This window comes from Pseudomonas sp. DTU12.1 (genome assembly GCF_009873475.1).
GTDB lineage: Bacteria > Pseudomonadota > Gammaproteobacteria > Pseudomonadales > Pseudomonadaceae > Aquipseudomonas > Aquipseudomonas proteolytica.
Map to the genome: position 1 here is coordinate 2,955,681 of NZ_CP045254.1, position 21,041 is coordinate 2,976,721.

At 61.2% G+C, this 21,041-nt stretch carries 14 protein-coding genes; 12 read left to right on the top strand and 2 right to left on the bottom strand.

The window, feature by feature from the left end:
* Positions 1-5 precede the first annotated feature (5 nt).
* Complete coding sequence (locus tag GDV60_RS12890; protein WP_159907467.1) at positions 6-767, top strand: 1,6-dihydroxycyclohexa-2,4-diene-1-carboxylate dehydrogenase; 762 nt, start codon at positions 6-8, stop codon at positions 765-767.
* A gap of 87 nt (positions 768-854) precedes the next feature.
* On the opposite strand, the gene GDV60_RS12895 is transcribed toward GDV60_RS12890, so the two are convergent.
* Both GDV60_RS12895 and GDV60_RS12900 read right to left on the bottom strand, forming a co-directional pair.
* Positions 855-5,735 (bottom strand): RHS repeat domain-containing protein, encoded by a 4,881-nt coding sequence (locus GDV60_RS12895; protein ID WP_159907469.1) that lies wholly within the window; start codon positions 5,733-5,735, stop codon positions 855-857.
* A gap of 170 nt (positions 5,736-5,905) precedes the next feature.
* Positions 5,906-6,784, bottom strand: a complete 879-nt coding sequence (locus GDV60_RS12900; RefSeq protein WP_029290644.1) for a LysR family transcriptional regulator — start codon at positions 6,782-6,784, stop codon at positions 5,906-5,908.
* Between the two features lie 131 nt (positions 6,785-6,915).
* Between GDV60_RS12900 and GDV60_RS12905 the strand changes: the two genes are divergently transcribed.
* The 11 genes from GDV60_RS12905 to gcvA all read left to right on the top strand — a co-directional run bounded on the left by GDV60_RS12905 (position 6,916) and on the right by gcvA (position 21,028).
* Positions 6,916-7,782: a hydrolase gene (locus GDV60_RS12905; protein ID WP_070994931.1), complete on the top strand. Its 867-nt coding sequence runs from the start codon at positions 6,916-6,918 to the stop codon at positions 7,780-7,782.
* Positions 7,783-7,907: 125 nt separating this feature from the next.
* Entirely contained in the window at positions 7,908-9,476 is a 1,569-nt protein-coding gene (locus GDV60_RS12910) for an ABC transporter substrate-binding protein (RefSeq protein WP_159907471.1), read from the top strand.
* An 11-nt stretch (positions 9,477-9,487) separates the two neighbouring features.
* A complete protein-coding gene (locus GDV60_RS12915) occupies positions 9,488-10,429 on the top strand; it encodes an ABC transporter permease (protein ID WP_070994929.1) in 942 nt (313 codons plus the stop codon).
* Positions 10,426-11,295 carry an ABC transporter permease gene (locus GDV60_RS12920; protein ID WP_159907473.1) on the top strand — a complete coding sequence of 290 codons (870 nt, stop codon included), beginning with the start codon at positions 10,426-10,428 and terminating at the stop codon, positions 11,293-11,295. Before GDV60_RS12915 ends, GDV60_RS12920 begins: the two co-directional genes overlap by 4 nt.
* Positions 11,296-11,297: 2 nt before the next feature.
* Positions 11,298-12,929 carry an ABC transporter ATP-binding protein gene (locus tag GDV60_RS12925; RefSeq protein WP_159907475.1) on the top strand — a complete coding sequence of 544 codons (1,632 nt, stop codon included), beginning with the start codon at positions 11,298-11,300 and terminating at the stop codon, positions 12,927-12,929.
* Between the two features lie 129 nt (positions 12,930-13,058).
* Positions 13,059-14,339 carry an OprD family porin gene (locus tag GDV60_RS12930; protein WP_070994926.1) on the top strand — a complete coding sequence of 427 codons (1,281 nt, stop codon included), beginning with the start codon at positions 13,059-13,061 and terminating at the stop codon, positions 14,337-14,339.
* A gap of 67 nt (positions 14,340-14,406) precedes the next feature.
* The gene (locus GDV60_RS12935) at positions 14,407-15,924 is read left to right on the top strand and encodes a serine hydrolase (RefSeq protein WP_070994925.1); all 1,518 of its coding nucleotides are present in this window, start codon (positions 14,407-14,409) and stop codon (positions 15,922-15,924) included.
* Positions 15,921-17,246, top strand: a complete 1,326-nt coding sequence (locus tag GDV60_RS12940; protein WP_159907477.1) for an aminotransferase class III-fold pyridoxal phosphate-dependent enzyme — start codon at positions 15,921-15,923, stop codon at positions 17,244-17,246. Before GDV60_RS12935 ends, GDV60_RS12940 begins: the two co-directional genes overlap by 4 nt.
* Positions 17,247-17,260: 14 nt before the next feature.
* Positions 17,261-18,679: an aldehyde dehydrogenase family protein gene (locus GDV60_RS12945; RefSeq protein WP_159907480.1), complete on the top strand. Its 1,419-nt coding sequence runs from the start codon at positions 17,261-17,263 to the stop codon at positions 18,677-18,679.
* A 189-nt stretch (positions 18,680-18,868) separates the two neighbouring features.
* On the top strand, positions 18,869-20,065 hold the full coding sequence (locus GDV60_RS12950) for a GGDEF domain-containing protein (RefSeq protein WP_159907483.1): 1,197 nt from the start codon (positions 18,869-18,871) through the stop codon (positions 20,063-20,065).
* A gap of 57 nt (positions 20,066-20,122) precedes the next feature.
* Positions 20,123-21,028: a transcriptional regulator GcvA gene (gene gcvA, locus GDV60_RS12955; protein WP_159907486.1), complete on the top strand. Its 906-nt coding sequence runs from the start codon at positions 20,123-20,125 to the stop codon at positions 21,026-21,028.
* The last annotated feature ends 13 nt before the right edge of the window (positions 21,029-21,041 follow it).

Below are 21,041 nucleotides of genomic sequence, written 5' to 3' on the forward strand. Positions count from 1 at the left end.
TCAGCATGACTCCACGTTTTGACTCCAAGGTTGCGCTGGTCACCGGCGCCGCCCAGGGCATCGGTCGGCGCGTTGCCGAGCGTTTGCTTACGGAAGGTGCCTGGGTGGTCGCAGTCGATCGCTCGGAACTGGTGCACGAGTTGCAGCACGCCCGGGTGCTGCCCCTGACCGCCGACCTTGAGCAGCATGGCGAGTGTGCCGAGGTAATGGCCGCCGCCAAGGTACGGTTTGGGCGCATCGACATTCTGATCAACAACGTCGGCGGGACCATCTGGGCCAAGCCCTTTGAGTACTACGAGGTGGTGCAAATCGAAGCCGAAGTGCGCCGCTCGCTGTTCCCCACCCTGTGGTGCTGCCATTGCGTGCTGCCCTACATGCTGGAGCAGGGCAGCGGCGCCATCGTCAATGTGTCTTCGGTCGCCACGCGCGGGATCAATCGCGTGCCCTATGGCGCGGCCAAGGGCGGGGTGAATGCCCTGACCGCCTGCCTGGCCCTGGAAACCGCTGGCAGTGGCATTCGCGTCAACGCCACCGCGCCCGGTGGCACCGAGGCACCGCCGCGGCGCATCCCGCGCAATAACCAGCCGCAGAGCGAGCAGGAGCGCGTGTGGTACCAGCAGGTCGTCGACCAGACCCTGGATAGCAGCCTGATGAAGCGCTACGCCAACATCGACGAACAAGTGGGCGCAATCCTGTTCCTGGCCTCTGACGAAGCCTCCTATATCACCGGCGTGACTTTGCCGGTAGGCGGTGGCGACCTCGGCTGATTCGCGTTTTACCTGCAGACATTGACGCACAACACCAAGCGGGCAGGGCGTCAGGCCCTGCTCGCTTGTGTGCATCTGGGGCCTGCGTCAGCGGCCCCTGATCGTCAGCCATAACCCGCCCCAACTGCCGAAGGGCAGCCAGGTGATATCACCGACGAATGTGTCGGCCAGTTGAGCGGGTTCTGACTCCAGGAGCCCCAGATTTCCCAGGACGCCGGAGGTCACGAACGAGAGCGTATTCGCATCACCGAGGTCGAACAGTCCAGAAAGCCCCTTTTGTGACGTCAGTGAGCTTTCAATGTAGTAAGCACTCGTGGCGACGGCGGGCTTGGGCAGTACTTTTACCCAAAAGCGTTCAAGTCCCCGGCCCAGGCTGGACTGCTTCAGCGGGCTGATCACCGCCCTGGATGCCTTGCTGATCAGATCCCTGGCGACTGCCGGTAACGACCGTCCCAGGTACCCGGTCAACTGCGCTGCTTTGCCCGCCAGTGTTCCCAGGCCGCCTAATGCTCCGGTGCCCAGTGACACCCAGGCCAGGATGCTTGACGCGTCGGGGTCATTGTCTGCGACCAGCACGGAGGTGACGCCGGTCGCCAGCGAGGTCGCGGCGAGCCCGACAAGGGCCGCTGTCAGCAACAGCGAGGTACCGCCTGTCATCACTGCAGTCATCACGCCGATCCCACCCCATAGCAACGTGTTAATCAACGCTCCTTCTCCTCCCTTGAATCCCAACGGCTCTGGCAGCGTGTCCCCCCAGATCTCCCGTAGCCGCTTGTCCACGGAAAAGTGCCCAGTGGGGTCCTGATAATTCACGGGATCGCCTTCGGCACAGTAGGCATAGAGATTAGGCCCACCTTTGCCGAACGGGCTCAGTTCATCGGGGGCGTTAAAGCGCATGCTGGCGGCGTCATACCAGCGCACGCCCATCCCCAGGGGGTACTGGATGTCACGGTATTCACCGTTGAAGCCCAGCAGCGAGTCGGGCTCATCGCAAAAGTGTTCGCCATAGGCGGTGTAGGCGTGGTGCTTGAGGGTTTGTGCCTGTACGTCGTAGCTGGCCAACACGCTGCCACTCCTGTCCCGCAGTTCGAACAGTGTGCGCTCGACGCCTGAGCGCTTGACCCGTTGCGCGGTACAGGCGGTGCTGCCAGGGTTGAGGCTGCGGCTGTTGACGTTGGCCCCAGGCGAATAGTCGCCGCAGGCCTTGAGTCCGTCGTAGAGCACCTGTTGTGGGCCTGTGCCCTCATCACGGGTCATCAGGCGGCTGGCCGGATCGTAACGATAATGTGTGCTCCCGGCCCGGATCAGCCGGCCCAGCCAGTCATAGCTGTAGGTCTTGCCCGACTGGTCCTGGGTTAGCCGCCCGGCGGCGTCATAACTCAACGTGGCAGACGCGGTGTAATCCCCATGGCTGTTCATGACTTTGACCAGACGGTAGCCATTAAGCGCGTCGTAGGTGTAGGTGGCGGTGTTTTTCGCGGTGCCGAAGGTGGTCACGCAGGTGAGGACGTCACCCAGTGCATTGTAAGTAAATTCCTGCTTGTCGATGGCTTTGTGCGTGGGCGTCTTGGGCCGCCAGACGCCGGTGGTGGTACAGGAGTTGAGGCGGCCTGCGGGGGTATAGGTCAGGCTGCGCGAGCCCAACACAGTGGCGCCCTGTTTCAACTGCACCGACTTGAGTTTGTCGTCGGCGTAGTAGGTATTTTCCAGCAGCAGGTCGACTTGGCCGCTGAGGGTGAAGTGGCGGCGGGTTTCGCGCTGCTGGGAGTCGTGGGTGTACTTCACAAGAAAGGTGACGGGTGACGCGGGCGCGAGGTTATAGGGCCCAGCAATGATTTCTTCGTTAAACCGCCCCTGGTCATCGTAGGAATGACTGGTGGTGAAGTGAAAGTTGTTGGCCGCGTAGCGTTGCCCGGTCGAGCTATACGAGAACAGGGTCTGGTTGCCCAGCGCATCGGTGCTATTGAGCAGCCGCGAGCCCAGCGAGTGGGTGTAGAGCAGATCCTTGCTCTGACCAGGCGCGGTTTGCACATGCTGTCGGCTGACCCGCAGATAGAGGTCGTGGTCGTATTGCAGTAAACGGTCACCCTCGCTGGCCGTCGCGACACCTTGCGTGCCATAGGCATAGGCAAAAGACGTGTGCGCGCTGGCGTCTGCGGTGCTGGTCTTGGCCAGGCGATTGCCCAACTCCTTGATGTAGTCATGCTTCAGGGCCTGCCCATCGGCGGTCAGCGTCGTTGCCGGCACATGGCTGGTACCGTCGTAGGTATAGGTTTCGGTGCTACTGCCTCGGGTCAGCGAAGTGACACGCCCCCAGCTGTCAACGCTGCGCTTGCCGAGGATCTGCCGAGTGCCGCCCGTCTCGATCTCGATCTGCGTCGCGTCCAGCAACAGCCAATGCACTGGGTAGGTGTAGTGATAGGTGTAGACAAAGGGAAGGTCGAGCAGGCCCCGGCCTTTTTCGCTGTGTCTTTCACTCAGCAGGCGGCCGGCGCTATCGAAGGTGTAGTCGAGGGTGGTGAAACCGAACTCGTTGTCGATTTTCAGTTGCTTGACGCGCTTGGACGGAGTGTAGTCAAACGTCTGGGTCTGGTAGACCTGGCCGGCCTGGTCTTTCCATTCAATCTTTTTGATAGTCTCGTCCACGTTGTAGGACGTTACGATTGCATGCTTGTCAGTGGCCGTGCCGGTCCATTGGGCGCGAGTCAGGGCGATGGGGTCGTACAGGTTGAAGGTCTGCCGGCCATCGCTGTAACGCTGGCTGCTGACCTCGTTCCAGTCGTCATAGTGCGCTTGCTGCCAGTGCACCAGTTGGTTCCCGGCAGCGTCGTAATCGAACTCGGACCGGCGCAGTTCACGGCCCAGGCTGTCATAGGTGACGGCCTTGGTCTGCTTGCTCTGGTTACCCTGCAGCAGGTGCTCGCTGACCAATTGGTCCTGGCCGTCGTATTGGCTCAAGCGCGTCTGGCCGTTGGGGGCGGTGATCTTTATCTGGCCGGGGGCGGGATACGCATAGGTTGTGACCTGACGATAGGTGGTGCTTTGGGCGCAGACGGTCAGGGTGATCAGTTGGCCGAAGTTGTTGTAGGCATACTCAGTCCGGTTGCCGTCGGCATCGACCTGGCGCACCAGGCGCCCACTGAGGGTGCTCTGGGTTTGCGACGAGGTACGGGTTTTGCCGGTTTCATCGGTGTCGGTGATGGTGGTGGTCAACTCGGTGTTACCGGCGCCGCCCAGTACATAGCCAAAGGTACGCGCGGGGTCGGAAGCAATCGGTCGCCGGTCACGTGTCCCCAGCGTGCTGCGGGCCAGTGTCTTCACGCGGCCCTTGCGAAAGTCGTCGCCTTCGAAGTACTCGATACGCTGGCCGATCAGCGCGGCGCCAGAACGGGCTGCAAAGGTGAGGCTTCCTTGTAAAGTGCTGCTGATTTTCGACTCGCGCAAGCCTGGTATTTCTTTGTAGGCGTGATACTTGAAACTTGAGACGTTCAAAAGCTCAGGCAGTAAGCCGGGCAACAGTTCTGGAATGAGTGCCAGCAGGCCTGGGTTCTCGACGATTTCGGTGTCCAGATAAGTTGAAGTAAACAACTCATTAGGGATTAACCGAATAGGGGTCCATGAGGTGTCGACTGCTTGGTTGGTCTGCTGGGTTGACGCTGATCGGATCAAATTCAGCAAGCTGTGCAATGTAGTTTCGCTGTCTGAGGGGCCGTGACTCGAGCCCCCTGGAATCGCCACTGGGGCAGGAATGTAATCCAGTGCCGTGGTGATTCTTTCTTGCCGGTTTTTGACCAGCATGGAGTGAGCATTGAAGCGGTTTTCATTTTTTTCCTCTCTGCTTGTACCCGCCTTTGTATAGGTGGTGGAAATCGTGCGGCTAAGCAATTCTTCCTGCACCTGCATCGTGTATCTTTTTTCGGTTTTAGCCGTCCCCTGAACCAGGACTTGCGATGTGACGTCGTGTTTTGCGTTGTAGTTATAAGTCGTCGTGCGAATCGCCGGATCGCCCTCACGCACGATGGTGCGGTAGTTGTCTTCATCCTGGCGCTCATAGACATACCGGGTAATGACCGGCGTCCCGCCACCATTGGGGGTGCGGGTATGGGTGCTGACACAGGGCAGCGCCGATAACCTGGGGTTGTCCGGAAAGGTCAGGCCGTTGTCCTCGTATTGCACCTGCTCCTGGAGCCCCTCGAAGTGGGTGATTTTGGTCAACAGCCAGCCACAGGTGGGGTGATCGTCGTACTCGAAACTGCTTTTGATAGTCGCACCGAGGCTGACGGATTTGAGTGCGTAATTTTCGATGGCCAGGGCGTAGTCCAGGGTTTCACTTGCGTCATCGGGCCAGAACGTCAGGTTGGCTGCGCTGATGACCGTCGCGGCAGCGGGGTCGCCGGGGGTGTATTGCACCTTGAGCAGGCTGCGGGTGGCGTCGCGGATTTCGCTCAACTGGATCTGGTAATAGGTTTTGCCGTCAATGACATGGGGGGTATGCATCCAGCTCAGGGTCAGGCTGTTGTAACCATCGGTGGTCAGTGATTCGGGCACATAAATCCCTGTGTTCCCCACCGCCACCAACACTTCCTTGCGGCCACCTCTGCGCTGGACCGTCAACTTGCCTGCACTCCATTGCGCAATAATCGCGGACTGCTTGAGATCTTTATCTTTTTCCATTGCCAACACTTCACCGGAATGCAGCGTGAGCTTCTTGTGGTGCTCGCTGAAAGTGGTCATGCAATAGAACCAGCCGTCCCCCAGCGCGGCCTCGTTATTGACCACCGGCGTATTGTGCAGGCTCATTTCAATGACCGGTCCATTGCCGGCGTTGCCAATCACCGAGGGCAAGGGCACATAGACTTCAAATAGACCGGTGCGTGGGTCGACGACATTGCGCTTCTGGGTCGTCGCATTGAAGATCGGATCGTTTTCGTCGTCGGTTGGGTCGGTGCCCATAGGGTTATGCGCCATCATCCTCTCCTTGTGTGGGGTAGCCCTGTTTTTACCCAGAAACTACGGGCTCGGCGGCGAGGATGTAACTGTCATATTTCACAGTCGTTTATATCGTCTGGTAATAAAAGCGGGCATTTTTAAAGCTGGACTTTGGAGAGGGGGCTGCTCAGACCACCGCCCGGTCACGGTCACTTCGCCACCGCCGACATCAGCAACTTGCGAATCTCCCCGGTAATCGCGCTTTTGGTGCCTTGCTCCAAAATTCCCACCCGGCGTACCGCCAGGTCCCCTGGCAGCGGTAATACGCGCAGGCTGGGGTCTTTGTGCCAGTCAAAGTTCTTCAGCAGCGGCACGATCGCCACGCCAACTTGCTGGCGCACCAGGTCGGCGATGCCGATGATCGAGTTCAGTTCGAGGATTTCCAGCGGTTCGACCGATTCGCTCTTGATGATCGACTGCACCTTGCGGCCTACCGCGGTGGAGCGGTCATAGCGAATGAACGGCTGGGTCCTGAGCAATTCCACAGCGTCGTCGATGCCGGCGGTCTGGGCGGTGTTGGCGAGCATGACGATGGGCTCGTTGTAGAGCAGGGTCCAGCTCAATCCATCGAAGTTCTGCCGCGCCGTCTCGATCAGCAATGCCGCGTCGAGCTTGGCGGCGTGGACCAGGTTGACCACTTCGTCGGAGCGGGCGGTCATCAGGTTGACCGATATGCGCGGGTGCAGCTTTTTCAGTTGCACCAGGCAATTGGCGAGCAGGCCCATGCCGGAAGTAATGCCGCCGATGGACACTTCACCCTCCATGGCCATGCCATCGGGCGCCTCGGCAATCATTTGCTCGTAGTCCGCCAACAGGCGCTTGGCCTTGGGCAGCAATAACACGCCATCGCGGCTCAGCTTGATCTGCCGCTGGCTACGGTCGAACAGGGGGCGGCGCATCTCTTCTTCGAGGGCGCGCATTTGCTGGCCGACGGCGGCGTTGGTGAGGGCCACACGGTCGGCGGCGGCGGCAAAGCTGCCGTACTCGGCGACGGCGATAAACGTCTTGAAGAAACGAATGTTGCTCATGGGTAGGCCCGCGCTCATGGGTACGCCGGTATCGTAAAGCTTTTGTTTACTCTGGCTAAAGTTAAATTAGTTTTTCTTTTTATAGTGCTCGACCAATACTCAAGTCCGAACTGACTCGGCGAACTTTCCAAATGAGCAATCCAGATATCAGCCCTGAAGACGCAGCATTACGTGCGGCAAAAAACGTGTATCACCTCGGCGCCACCACCGTGTACTCCCACTATGAGGACAGCCGGTTTGCCTACACCCTTTATGTGCCTGAAAGCATCGAGGACCGCACCCGGCCGGTAGACCTGGTGGTTTCGCTGCACGGCTCGACCCGCGCGATGGAGATTTACCGCAATGGTTTCGCGGAATTTGGCCGCTGGAACGATTGTGTGATCCTGTCGCCGCTGTTCCCGGTCGGCGTGTTGGGCGACGGCAATGGTGATGGCTACAAGCAGATGGTCGAAGGCGATATCCGTTACGACCAAGTGCTACTCGACATGATTGCCAGCGTTGGCAAGCGCTACGGTCGCAGCTTCGATACCTTTGCACTGTTCGGCTATTCCGGTGGTGGGCAATTCACCCATCGCTTCTGCTACCTGCACCCCGAAAAACTCTGGGCGGCGTCCATCGGCGCACCGGGTTCGGTGACCCTGCTCGATGCCGATCAGGACTGGTGGGTCGGCGTGCGGGACTTTGCCACGCGCTTTGGCAAACCACTGAACCTGCCAGCCCTGCAGCGGTTGCCCGTGCATATGGTGGTGGGTGATTCAGACCTCGAAACCTGGGAAATTACCCACCGTGAAGGCGGCAAACACTTCATGGCCGGTGCCAACGCTGCCGGGCGTACGCGACCCGAGCGCCTGGCTACCTTGAAGGCCAGCTTCGAGGCCGCCGGTGTGCAGGTGCACTTTGACCTGCTGCCCAACGTCGCGCACCAGGGCATCAAGGCCATGCCGGCCGCCCAGGACTTTTTCGCCAAGGTGTTGCGCCACAAGCGCAGCCTGGGCTGATACACCGCAAGTGATGCACTCAGAACAGACCGCATAACAATAACCAAGGATTCACTCATTCTGATGCCGGTCCTGCCTTGGCTCCCGCCACTGACCGGAAAATTCCTTCAAGGAGTCTTTCTCCCGTGAATAGTTACGTAAAGACGGCATTGGCCGTCGTAATGTCGGCGTGCACCGTCTCCATGGCCGTTGCCCAGGACAAGGTCATCAGCGTTGGGATCAACGGTGATATCCGCAGCACCGACCCTGGCGTCAACCGCGACGACAACACCGACGCGGTGATGATGCATCTCGTCGAAGGGTTGGTGGCGCACCGTGAAGACACCAGCATCGCCCCGATGTTAGCCAGCGCGGTTGACGTGTCGGCGGATGGCCTGCGCTACACCTTTACCCTGCGTGACGGCGTGCACTTTCACAACGGCCAGCTATTGACGGCCAAGGATGTGCAATGGACCTGGCAGCGTTACCTGGACCCCAAGACCCAGTGGCGCTGCCTGGCGGAGTTCGATGGGCGCGGTGCGGCCAAGATCGTTGATATCGCCAGCCCCGACCCGAAAACCGTGGTGTTCACCCTGGATCAAGCCAATGGCTTGTTCCTGGCTGCCATGGCCCGCCCGGACTGCGCGGGCAGCGGCATCCTGCACCCAGACTCCCTGGCCGCCGATGGCAGTTGGCGCGCACCGATTGGCACTGGCCCGTTCACCCTGGGCAAATGGCAGAAGGGCCAGTACGTCGAACTGGATCGCTTCAAGCAATACACCCCACGTGCCGAAGACAAGGCGGACGGTTACACCGGCAACAAGCAGGCGTTTGTCGACACCGTGCGGTTTGAGGTGATCCCCGATTCGGCCTCGGCCAAGGCGGCGCTGCTGTCGGGTGGCGTGGACCTGCTGCCGGACGTGACCGCAATGGATGCCGCACAACTCAAGCAGGTCAAGAACCTGCAGATCCAGGTCAGCCCGATCATGACCATCAGCGGGCTGTTGTTCCAGACCCGCGACCCGCTGCTCAAGGACGTGCGCATCCGTCGCGCCGTGGCGTTGTCCCTGGATTACGCGCAGATGGTGGCGGCGTTGTCCGATGGTTTATCGGTGGTCAACAACTCAATCATTCCCACTGCGAGTCCGTACTACGACCGCACCGCGCACCAGGGCTATACCTACAACCTCGACGAGGCCCGGAGCCTGCTGAAGGAAGCCGGCTACCGCGGTGAAAAAATCCGCATGCTGGTCAACAAGCGCTACCCGCAGATGTTCGACATGGGCTTGCTCAGCCAGGCCATGACCCAGGCGGCAGGGCTGAACATCGAGATGGAAACCCTGGAGTGGGGCACACAGTTGGAGCGTTACCAGACCGGTAGCTACCAGATGATGTCGTTCTCCTACTCGGGACGTTTCGATGCCGCGCAAAGCTACGAGTCGGTGATCGGCGACAAGGCCAAGGAACCGCGTAAGGTCTGGGACAACCCCCAAGCCCTGGCCATATTGCGTGAGGCCCAGCGTGAAGTTGACCCAGCCAAGCGCCAGCCACTGTTCGACAAGCTGCACACGCTGATGCTCAAGGATGTGCCCATGGTGGTTATCTATAACGGCACGGCCATCGGCGCCATGGGCAAGCGCGTCGAGGGGTATCGCTCCTGGCCGGTTGCCAAGCCGCGCCTGTGGGGCGTGAAGCTGCTCGACACTTCCAAGTAAGGCGTAGCGCTATGTTTCGATTCATATTGCACAGGCTCGGCATGGCGGTGCCGACCCTGTTGCTGATCTCGGTGATTGTGTTTGCCTTGATCCGCCTGATCCCCGGCGACCCGGCACTCTTGATGCTCGGCGACATGGCCGACCCGCAAAGCCTGGCCGATATGCGCAGCAGCCTGGGGCTTGACCACTCAGTGGTGACCCAGTACCTGATCTGGATCAAGTCGGTGCTCAGTGGCGACCTCGGCGTGTCCATCAGCAGCCGCCAGCCGGTGTTGGAGTTGCTGCTCGAGCGGTTCAGCGTCAGTGCGACCGTGGTGCTGGTGGCGGTATTGCTGGCGACCCTGCTTGCAGTGCCGGTGGGTTTGCTCGCAGCCTGGAAGCAAAACAGTGCGATGGACCTGGGCCTGGTGGCGACGGCAACGTTATTGCTGTCGGTGCCCAGCTTCTGGTTGGGTTTGTTGCTGCTGTATGTCTTCGGCATTCAATTGGGCTGGTTGCCGGTGATCGGTTACGTGGGCTTTGCCACCGACCCGATGAAAGCGCTGACCTATGTGGTGCTGCCGATCATCACCCTGACGCTGGTGGAGTTCGGGGCCATTGCCCGGATGGCACGGGCCAGCACCATTGAGGTGCTACGCCTGGAGTACATCGCCCATGCCCGGGCCAAGGGGTTGTCGGAAGGCGCGGTGCTGTGCAGGCACGCCTTGCGCAACGCATTTGCACCGACCTGGACCCTGATTGGCCTGATCCTTGGCAACTTGCTGGGCGGCATTGCGGTGCTGGAAACGGTGTTCACCCTGCCAGGTATCGGCCGGTTGATGGTCGATGCGATCTTCTCCCGCGACTACCCGGTGTTGCAGGGTTGCCTGCTGCTGGTCACCTGCATTTATGTGTTGGTCAACCTGTTGGTGGATCTGCTGTATCCGCTGTTCGATCCAAGGGTGAAGCTATGAACCTCAAGACTCCTGCCTTGCCCACCGTGGCGGCGGTCCCGCCCCGGCGGCGCCGGCGTTACCCGCCGCTGAACGCCCTGATCGGCACCAGCCTGCTCGCGGCACTGGTGTTGCTGGCTTTGCTCGGCGTGGTGTGGACACCTTACGACCCGCTCAAATTGGACCTGCTCTCACGCCTGCACGCACCGAACGCCGTGCACTGGCTGGGTACCGACGAATTTGGCCGCGATGTGTTCAGCCGCCTGATCATTGGTGCGCGTACCAGCCTGTGGATCAGCCTGCTCTCGGTCAGCGTAGCGGTGATCTGCGGCACGCTGATCGGCATGCTCGCCGGTTACCTGCGTGGCTGGACCGACCGGGTGCTGATGATGCTCAACGATGCGTTGCTGGCATTCCCCGGCATCCTTATGGCCCTGGGCATTATGGCAATTGTCGGCGCCAGCCAGTACGGCATCGTGCTCGCCCTGGGTATCGCCTACACCCCTTCGGTGGTGCGGGTGGTACGCGGCAGCGTGCTGTCGCTGCGTGAGTTGGAGTTCATCGAGGCCTCGCGGGTGATCGGCAACTCCGAGCTGTACACCATGTTCCGTCACATCACCCCCAACTGCCTGGCGCCGCTGTGTGTCTTGGCCACCAGCATGTTTGGCTGGGCGTTGCTCTCGGAGAGTGCGCTGAGTTTCCTCGGCCTTGGGGTTCCACCGCCGGCCGCGACCTGGGGCAGCATGCTCTCGGCCAGCCGCACTTATATCTCGACGGCGCCGTGGCTGGGGATCTTCCCGGGCATCTTTATCAGCCTGACGTTGCTGGCTATCAATCTGTTCGGCGATGCCTTGCGTGATCGTCTCGACCCGCGCATGAGGAAATGAGCATGAGCGCTCCAGTGCCTTTACTGGCCGTTGAAAATCTACAGATTCGCGTCGGTGTGGACGGTCCGCTGGCCGTCGATGACTTCAGCTTCACCATGGCCCCCGGCGAGATCGTCGCACTGGTGGGCGAGTCGGGCAGCGGCAAGACCATGGCCGCGCGCGCTGCCATTGGTTTGCTGCCAGCACCGATGCAGGTGTGCGGTGGGCGCATCATCTTCCAGGGCCAGGCCCTGGACAGCTGCAATGCCAAAGCCATGCGTGAAGTGCGTGGTGCGCGGATCGGCATGGTGTTCCAGGAGCCGATGGTCTCGCTCAACCCCGCGCTGACCATCGGCCGGCAGATGAGCGAGGCACTCAAACTGCATACCACGCTGGATGCGGCGACGATCCGTGAGCGCTGCATCGCCATGCTGCAACGCATCGGCATCAAGGACGCCGAAAAGTGCCTGGCGTCCTACCCGCACCAATTCTCCGGTGGCATGCGCCAACGCATCATGCTGGCCTCGGTGATGTTGCTGCGTCCGGCGCTGCTGATTGCCGACGAACCCACCACGGCCCTGGACTGCCTGGCGCAACTGGACGTGATCGAGTTGATGCTGGAACTGACCCGCGAGCAGGGCACCGCGATTCTGTTTATCAGCCACGACCTGTCTTTGGTCGCGCGTTATGCCCACAAAGTCGTGGTGATGCGCTCGGGCAAGGCGGTAGAGCAGGGCCGTATCGAAGATATCCTCTTTGCCCCCAAGGCCGAATACACCCGGCAATTGCTCGAAGCGCTGCCACGGCGCGGGGAACTGGTGCCCGTGCCGGCGGTCGACAGCGCGTTGTTGCAGGTCCGGGATGTGTGTATCGAACACCCGGGGCCGCGCAGCTTCTGGGGGCGCAGCGTGCCCAAGCGCGTGGTGCACTCGGTGAACCTGAGTATCGCGCCGGGCGAGACCCTGGCCCTGGTCGGTGGCAGCGGTTCGGGCAAGACCACCCTCGGGCGTGCGGTCGTTGGCTTGGTCAACCCCTGTGCCGGGGCAATCCTGTTCCAGGGCGTGGATATCCTCAAGGCCGCCAACCGGGCACATCGCCTGCAATGCCAGATGATCTTCCAGGACCCGTATTCGTCCCTCGACCCGCGCATGACTGTGGGCCAGATCCTCGCCGAACCGCTGCGCCATGAACCCGCCCTGATGGCTGCGCAAAAGCGCCAGCGGGTCACCGACACCCTGGTCGACGTGGGCTTGCCCGAACAGTTTCGCGAGCGTTTTGCCCACCAACTTTCCGGTGGTCAGCGCCAGCGCGTGGCGATTGGCCGGGCGTTGGTGCGCCGGCCCAAGCTGGTGATTGCCGACGAGCCGATTTCGGCACTGGACATGACCATCCAGAAGCAGATCCTCGAACTGTTCGAGCGCTTGCAACGCCAATACGGCTTTGCCTGCCTGTTCATTTCCCACGATCTCTCGGCGGTGGAACGCATCGCCCACCGTGTGGCGGTGATGAACCAGGGCGAGGTGGTCGAAATGGGCCCGCGTGACAGGATTTTCGACGCCCCACAACACCCTTACACCCGTCGGCTACTCGCCGCGGCCAGCCCCTTGGAGAAACGTGCAGACGGCAGCTACCGCCTCCGTGCCAGCGTGATTTAGGTACTGCTGCACCCCAGGCCACGGCATTAAACCCAACCCTTCGCAAATCGACGATTTGCGAAGCGGGCGAAGCCATGGCCGAAGAAAACAAAAACAACCCCACTCAACCTGTCTGCCAGGAACCTACACATGAATAACCGCATCAACAAAGTTGTCGCCAGTGCCAGCGTCATGGGCGCCGGTTTCATGCCCTTGTTTGCCCAGGCCGACTTCGTCGCCGACAGCAAAGCGGCGCTGGAGTTGAAGAACTACTACTTCAACCGCGACTACCGCGAGTCCAGCGGGCAGAACAAGCGTGCCGAATGGGCGCAGGGTTTTATCCTCAAGATCGAGTCGGGCTTTACCGACGGTACCGTGGGTTTTGGCCTGGACGCGGTGGGTATGTTGGGCATCAAGCTCGATTCGAGCCCGGACAACTCCGGCACCGGGCTGCTGGCACGCTCCAGCATGGCCGAGCCAGGCTCCCCCAGCTACGCCCGCCGCGCCCATGACAACTACTCAAAACTGGGCCTCACCGGCAAGGCGCGTCTGGCCAAAAGCGAGTTGCGCGTGGGTTACATGGTGCCTGACCTGCCGACGCTGCAACCGAACCTGAGCCGCCTGTTCCCGCAGAGTTTCAGCGGTACCGCAGTCACCTCCAAGGACATCGACAAGCTGACACTGAGCGCGGGCCAACTGGACCAGGTCAAGCAGCGCGACTCAACCCATTACGAGGATATGGGGCTTACCAGCCAGTACGGCGCCTACAAAAGCAGCGCCAAGAGCGATGAGTTCCGCTACGCCGGCGGCGAGTACGCACTCACGCCGACGACTTTTGTGACCTACCAGTTCGCGCAACTGGAAAGCCTGTACCAACAGCATTACCTGGGCTTGAAAAACAGCTTCAAGTGGGGCCCGGGCACGTTCAAGACCGATATCCGCTACTTCAGCGCCAGTGAAGACGCTGCAGGCCTGGCCGGCAAGGTGGACAACCGGGCGTTGAGCACGCGCATCGGCTATGGCCTCTACGGCCACAACCTCAGCGGAGGTTACCAGGAACAGTACGGCTCGACGCCGTTCACCTATGTGGACGGCACCAACACCTACCTGTTCACCGAGTATCAACTGGCCAACTTCTCCCAGACCGGCGAGCGCGTGTGGCATGCCCGCTATGACTATGACTTCGCCTCGCTGGGCATTCCGGGCCTGCTGTTCTCGACACGTTATGCCAAGGGCGACAACGCCAAGGTCATCGGCTTCAACGGCGAAGGACGCGAGTGGGAGAGGGACTTGAGCCTCGGCTATGTGGTGCAGAGCGGCACGTTCAAGGATGTTTCGCTGCGTTGGCAGAACGCCAGCGCGACGAGCAACTTCGCCCGTGACACCAACGAAAACAGAGTGATCCTGGGCTACACCGTGGCGCTCTGGTAGCGGTAATGGCGTGCAACAGGAACAGCCTGTTGCACGCCCAAGCAGTGGAAATGAGGGGAAAGATCAGATGACGAGTTTGCCGTTGCGGCGGGCACTGCCCAGTCAACAACGCGTATCGGCGCGTGGCGTAAGTGATTTCATCGAAGCGGTGAACGCTGCGGACCTGGAGTTGCACAGCTTCATGCTGTACCGCGATGGCGCGGTGGTAGCTGAAGCGTTTTGGGCGCCTTATTGCGCCGAACGCCTGCATGTCCAGCATTCGGCGACCAAAAGCTGGGTGTCCATGGCCGTCGGGCTGTTGGTGGATGACGGCGTGCTGTCGCTGGACGCCAAGGTGGTGGATTTTTTTGCCGCCGATTGCCCGGCATCCATCAGCGCCAACCTGGCGGCCATGACCGTGCGGGATCTGCTGACCATGCGCACCGGCCATCGCCAGGGCATTTCTGGTGGCGCCTGGCGCGGGCGCAGTGACAGTTGGGTACGGTTGTTCCTCAATGAGCCGGTCGAAGACCCGCCAGGGCACCGGTTTATCTATAGCAGTGCGTCGAGCTTCATGCTCTCGGCGATTGTCAGCGTGGTCAGCGGCCAGACGGCGTTCGAGCTGTGCGACGCACGTATCTTCCAACCCATGGGCATGGGCCCCATCGAGTGGGACCTGGCTCCTGGCGGTTTCAACACCGGTGGCAATGGCCTCAGTTGCCGCACCGAAGACTTGCTCAAATTCGGCGTGTTGCACTTGCAACAGGGCAATTGGCAGGGGCAGCAATTGCTATCGCGCGAATGGGTAGCCGAAGCGACCCGTGGGCACGTTGATGATGTATGGATGGGCGCCTTCGATGGCAAGCGCTACCTGAGCCGCGACGAGTCGAGCGACGCGGCTGTCACGCGCCGCGAAGGCTATGGCTACCAATGGTGGATGACCCAGCACGGTGGGTATTACGCCTCCGGCGTGTTTGGCCAGCAGTGCATTGTGCTACCGCGCCATAACGCGGTGATTGCGTTTACCGCAGGCCTTGCCCTGGGCGAGCGGCGCTTGCACAGCTTGCTCTGGGAGCATCTTTTGCCGGCGCTGGACGTACCCAGCGAAGGCTCGGCGGATGCCGCGCTGGCGGCGCTGCTGGCCCATCAACAACGGCCGGTCATGTCTGGCGCCGCCAGCTCGCCGCGTCAGGCTGAATTCAGCGCGACGTTTGCCATGCAGGCCAACGAAGACCAGGTCAGCGAAGTGCGCCTGGAGTTCGGGCCTGAGCATTGTGACTTTTACCTCACCGACCCCCGTGGCACCCATTGCATCCGGGCCGGGCTGAGCGCCGGCATCGAAACCCAGACCAGCATGACCGGCCATTATCTGCATCACCAATACCAGCCGGCACTCACCCCGGTGGTGGCGCAGGCGCGCTGGACCGAAGACCGGGTGTTGAGCATGACCTGGCAGTTTGTCGAAACGGCGTTTTGTGATCGGGTCACCTGCCGTATCGAACACGGCACCTTGTACCTGGACCGCAGCGTCAACGTAAACGCAGGCCCGTTGCAGCGTCCGACGCTGACCGGCCATCCAACCCTCGCTTTGCAGGAGTCGCCATGAACGATCTTTCCAGCCCTTCAGTTTCCGCGCGCGGCGCGTTCTGGGCGCCATTTACCCCGATGCGCCAATTCCAGCAACAACCGATGATGTTCGCCAGCGCCGACGGTATGTACTACACCACCACCGATGGGCGCCGCGTACTCGACGCAATGGCGGGGCTATGGTGCGTGAATGCCGGGCATGGCCAGCCGAAAATCGTCGAAGCCATTCGCGAAGCGGCGGGGCGCCTGGACTTTGTCTCGTCGTTCAAGATGAGCCACCCCCAGGCCCTGGAAATGGCCGAGCGCCTGATCGACATCAGCCCCGCCGGTATGGAGCAGGTGTTCTTCACCAACTCCGGCTCTGAAGCGGTGGATACCGCGCTGAAGATCGCGCGGGCGTATCACCAGGCGCGTGGTGATTGCCGTCGGACCAAATTTATCGGGCGTGCCAAGGGCTACCATGGCATGGGCTTCGGTGGGCTGTCGGTATCCGGTATCGGCCGCCAGAAACGTGACTTTGGCCCACTGCTGGGGGAGGTCTCGCACCTGCCATTGCCCTATGACGCAAGCATGCGTTTCAGCGCCGGGCAGCCGCAGCAGGGCGCCAGTTACGCTGATGCGCTGACACAACTGCTGGATATCCAGGACCCGAGCACCGTGGCTGCGGTGATTGTCGAGCCGGTGACCGGCTCCGGCGGGGTTTATGCGCCGCCCCAAGGCTATTTGCAACGCTTGCGCGAGATTTGCACACGGCATGGCGTGCTGTTGATTTTCGACGAGGTAATCACCGGTTTTGGCCGCGTCGGCGCGCCCTTTGCCGCGCAAGCCTTTGGCGTGCTGCCGGACCTGATCACCACCGCCAAGGGCCTGACCAACGGCGCCGTGCCCATGGGCGGCGTGCTGGTCAGTGGGGCGGTGTATGAAGCGTTCATGGCCGGCCCACAGAATGTCATCGAACTGATGCACGGCTACACCTATTCAGCGCACCCATTGGCGTGTGCGGCCGGGTTGGCGACCCTCGAGGTGCATCGTGAATTGGGCATCAACCAGCACGTCAACGCGGTGAGTGGGCTGTGGCAGTCGACCGCACTCGCGCTGCAAGGTGTCGGCGCGGTGCTGGACGTACGCGCGATCGGTCTGCTTTGCGCGGTGGAACTCGAGCCGCGCCCAGGTTTCCCCGGCGCCCGTGGCAGTGAGGTTGCGCAGTGGTGCTTCGACAACGGCGTGCTGGTGCGCGGCTCGGGTGACACCATTGTGATTTCGCCGCCGCTGGTCATCAGCCCGCAGGAGATCGCCCAGGTGTTCGACACCCTGGCGAGCGCCCTGAAACACGTCGCCTGAAGGGAGCCCAAGGTATGTCGGATCTGTTTGAGTTCTACATTGACGGTGCCTGGGTCAAGCCCCACGGCACGGCCGTTGAAACCGTGGTCAACCCGTCCACCGAGCAGGCGGTTGCGCGCATCATCCTTGGCGACAGCCACGATGTGGACCGCGCAGTCGGCGCGGCCAGGCAAGCGTTTGCGGGGTTCGCCGCCAGTTCGCTGGAGGCGCGTATCGAGCTGCTGCAACGCATAATCCAGGCCTACCAGCGCCACAGCGAAGCGCTGATCGAGGCGGTTCACCTGGAAATGGGCGCGCCGCTGTCCCTGGCCCGCAGCGCCCATGTGCCGGCAGGCCTGGGCCATCTGGTGCAGGCGTTGAATGTGTTGCGCGAGTACCGCTTCGAGCGTCGTGTGGGCAATACGTTGGTGGTGCGCGAGCCGATTGGCGTGTGCGCCCTGATCACGCCCTGGAACTGGCCGCTTAATCAACTCACCTGCAAACTCGCCCCCGCGCTGGCCGTGGGTTGCACCGTGGTGCTCAAACCCAGTGAGCGGGCGCCGTTGTCAGCCCGGATCATTGCCCAGGTGCTGCATGAGGCCGAGGTGCCAGCGGGGGTGTTCAACCTGGTCAACGGCGACGGCCCAGGGGTGGGTGCCGCGTTGGCGCGCCATGCCGAGGTGGACATGGTGTCTTTTACCGGCTCAACCCGTGCCGGCGTTGCAGTGGCCAAGGCGGCGGCGGATACGGTCAAGCGTGTGTCCCAGGAACTGGGTGGTAAATCCGCGAATATCCTGCTCGACGATGCCGACCTGCCCAGCGCGGTGCGCCATGGGGTGTTGGGCTGTATGCGCAACAGCGGCCAATCGTGCAATGCCCCGACGCGGCTGTTGGTGCCGCGTGCGCAGCAACAGGCGGTGATTGAGATCGCCCGGCAAGTACTTGCGCAGGTGTGCTACGACGACAGCAACCCCATCACCGCCATCGGCCCTCTAGCCAACGCCATGCAGTGGGAGCGGGTACAGGACATGATCGCCCAGGCCATCGCCGAAGGTTCGCGGTTGATCGCCGGTGGGCTGGGGCGGCCAGCAGGCGTTGAGCGTGGTTACTATGGGCGACCGACGCTATTTGCCGACGTCACAGCGGATATGCTGGTGGCACGCGAAGAAATCTTTGGCCCGGTCTTGGCGATCATCCCGTATGACAGCGAAGCCGAGGCAATCGCCATCGCGAACGACAGCCCCTACGGCTTGTCCGGTTACGTCACCTCGGCCGACCTTGAACGCAGCCGCCAGATCGCCCGGCAACTGCGCACCGGCATGGTCCACCTCAACGGCGCCCGCGCCGACCAGGCCGCGCCGTTTGGCGGCTACAAACAGTCGGGCAACGGCCGCGAGTGGGGGGAGTCCGGGTTTGACGAGTATCTGGAGAGCAAGTCGCTGTTTGGCTACTAAGTGGTTTCAGGCATGGATTCACAGGCTGATCAGACGACGGTCTTTTAAAGACTGCCCGTCACGGAGCTCTTGAGTATCTGAACGCTGGCAGGACAGGCGCGAAGATAATGCTGCAGGTGGCTGACAAACTGACAGCCGACTCAACTAAACTCCACCAGAGCTGCTCTCGACAGCGCCTGGTGAGACGTCATGATTGCCCATACCCCCACGCTTTTTGCCTGCGTCGCCTTAGTGGCGACGATCATGGCGTTTTGTCTGATATTGGTCGGCCAGTTCAACCAGCGTGACGGCTTGCTGACCATTGGCTTTGGTTTGCTGGCACATGCCCTGGCCTACATTGGATATACCTTGTACGGCCACGCCCCGTTGTGGTTGACCTATGGGGCTGCGAACACATTGTTGGCGGTCGCGCTGGCCTTTTACGGGGCCAGCGTATTTCGGATCGTTGAGTTGCGCGTCTGCTGGTGGCAGATATTTGCACCTGCTGCATTGATGCTTGTGTTGATGGTAAGTCTGATCGACACGCTGGAGCCGCGCATGCTCGCCGCCACGCTTGTGTTGATGGTGCAGTGCGCCTTGATCATCTATTGGACGCGTCGCTACATACCCGCTCAGGGGCGTGCGCGCATGCTGTTGATCATCGGATCAAGCATCAGCCTGATCGGCCTGGGCATGCGGGTGATCGCCATCATCGGCGGAGGGGCTGCCGAGATGCGCTATGACGTCAGTAACCTTAAGCAAACCATCTCAGTCAGCATCGGCACGTTCACCGCGATGATGATCTCCCTCGGGCTGGTGCTGCTGGCCAAAGAGCGCAGTGAGTCGTTATTCCAGCGCCTGGCGTTGCGTGACGTGCTGACCGGCATCCTCAATCGCAGAGCCGTCCTCGAGCAGTTTTCCAAAGAACTGGAACGCGCGCGTCGAGACGCTTCCTACCTGGCAGTGGCGATGGTCGACATCGACCATTTCAAGCAGATCAATGATGTGTATGGGCACCTGGCGGGTGATGAGGTGATTTGCCACTGCGTCAATCAACTCACCCAGCGAATTCGTGAGTCCGACAGTATCGGGCGTTACGGTGGCGAGGAGTTTCTGGTGCTGCTTCCCCGTACCAGCCCCGAAAACGCTGTGGCGGTTCTGGACCAGTTGCGCAGGGCGGTCGCTGAGTCACCGGCTCGGTTTGGCGAGGCAAGCATCTCATTGCGCATCAGTATCGGTGTTTGCTGCGTGGTGCCAAACGAAGATGACACCACGGCCAGCCTGCTTGCCCGTGCGGATGCCGCTCTTTATGAAGCCAAGGGGTTGGGGCGCAATACCTTGTGTTTGGCACCGCCGCAGGAGCATCGCGATAACACGGCACCGCTCACGTCATTGAGCGCTAGGTGAAACATGAGCTAGCGTTCATGCATGCACCTTCCTGATAACTCGCTGGATTCTGCCCCTATGAGAGACCTGCCGCCCACTGCCACCTTGCGCGCATTTGAAGCAGCCACCCGGCACTTGACCTTTACGTCGGCCGCGCAGGAACTACATGTTACTCAAAGCGCGGTCAGTCACCAGCTCAAGCACCTTGAGGCGCTGTGGGGCGTGCAGTTGTTTGAGCGTGGCAAGGCGTTACGCCTCACGGCAGCGGGGGCTGCGCTGGCGCCGATCGTGCGGGAGTTTTTCATCAGCCTGGAGGCGACTCTGGGGGATTTGCGCGAGCAAAAAGACAGGGTTCGACTCAGCGTCAGCACCACCTATTCCTTCGCGCTCAAATGGCTGCTGCCACGCTTGCCGCGTCTCTCTCGTCAGTACCCCGAACTGCTGGTCTCGCTGGACACCACGGATAAAATAATCCACTTCTCCCACGGCCAGGCTGATGTTGCGATCAGGCTCGGCAAGGGCAACTACCCCGGTCTGCATTCTGAGTTCCTGTTTGGGGAGCAGGTGTTTCCTGTGGCCAGCCCCGAACTGTTGCGGCGCGTCGGGACTCCGCAGAGCCCCGCAGACCTGTTGCATTTCCCGCTGCTGACGCGCGATGGTGCCGAGTTGGTGCCTAAGTGGGAGGTATGGTTTCAAGCCGTCGGGCTGGCCTATTTGCCGCTCAAGGAGAGCGTCAGATTTGGCGATACCAACATGACGGTCGAGGCGGCCTTGCTCGGCCAGGGCGTTGCATTGGTGCGCAGCGGGCACGTCGAGAACGAAATCAGCGATGGCCGTTTGGTGCGGTTGTTTGATGTACCGCTTCCATCGCCATTGGCTTACTACTTCGTTTGCCCCAAGGGCATCGAATCGCAGCCGCACATCGCCAGCTTTCGCCAATGGTTGGTCGGCGAGGCACTGAAAGTCCAACGACTGGATGAGTGAATTATGAGCATCC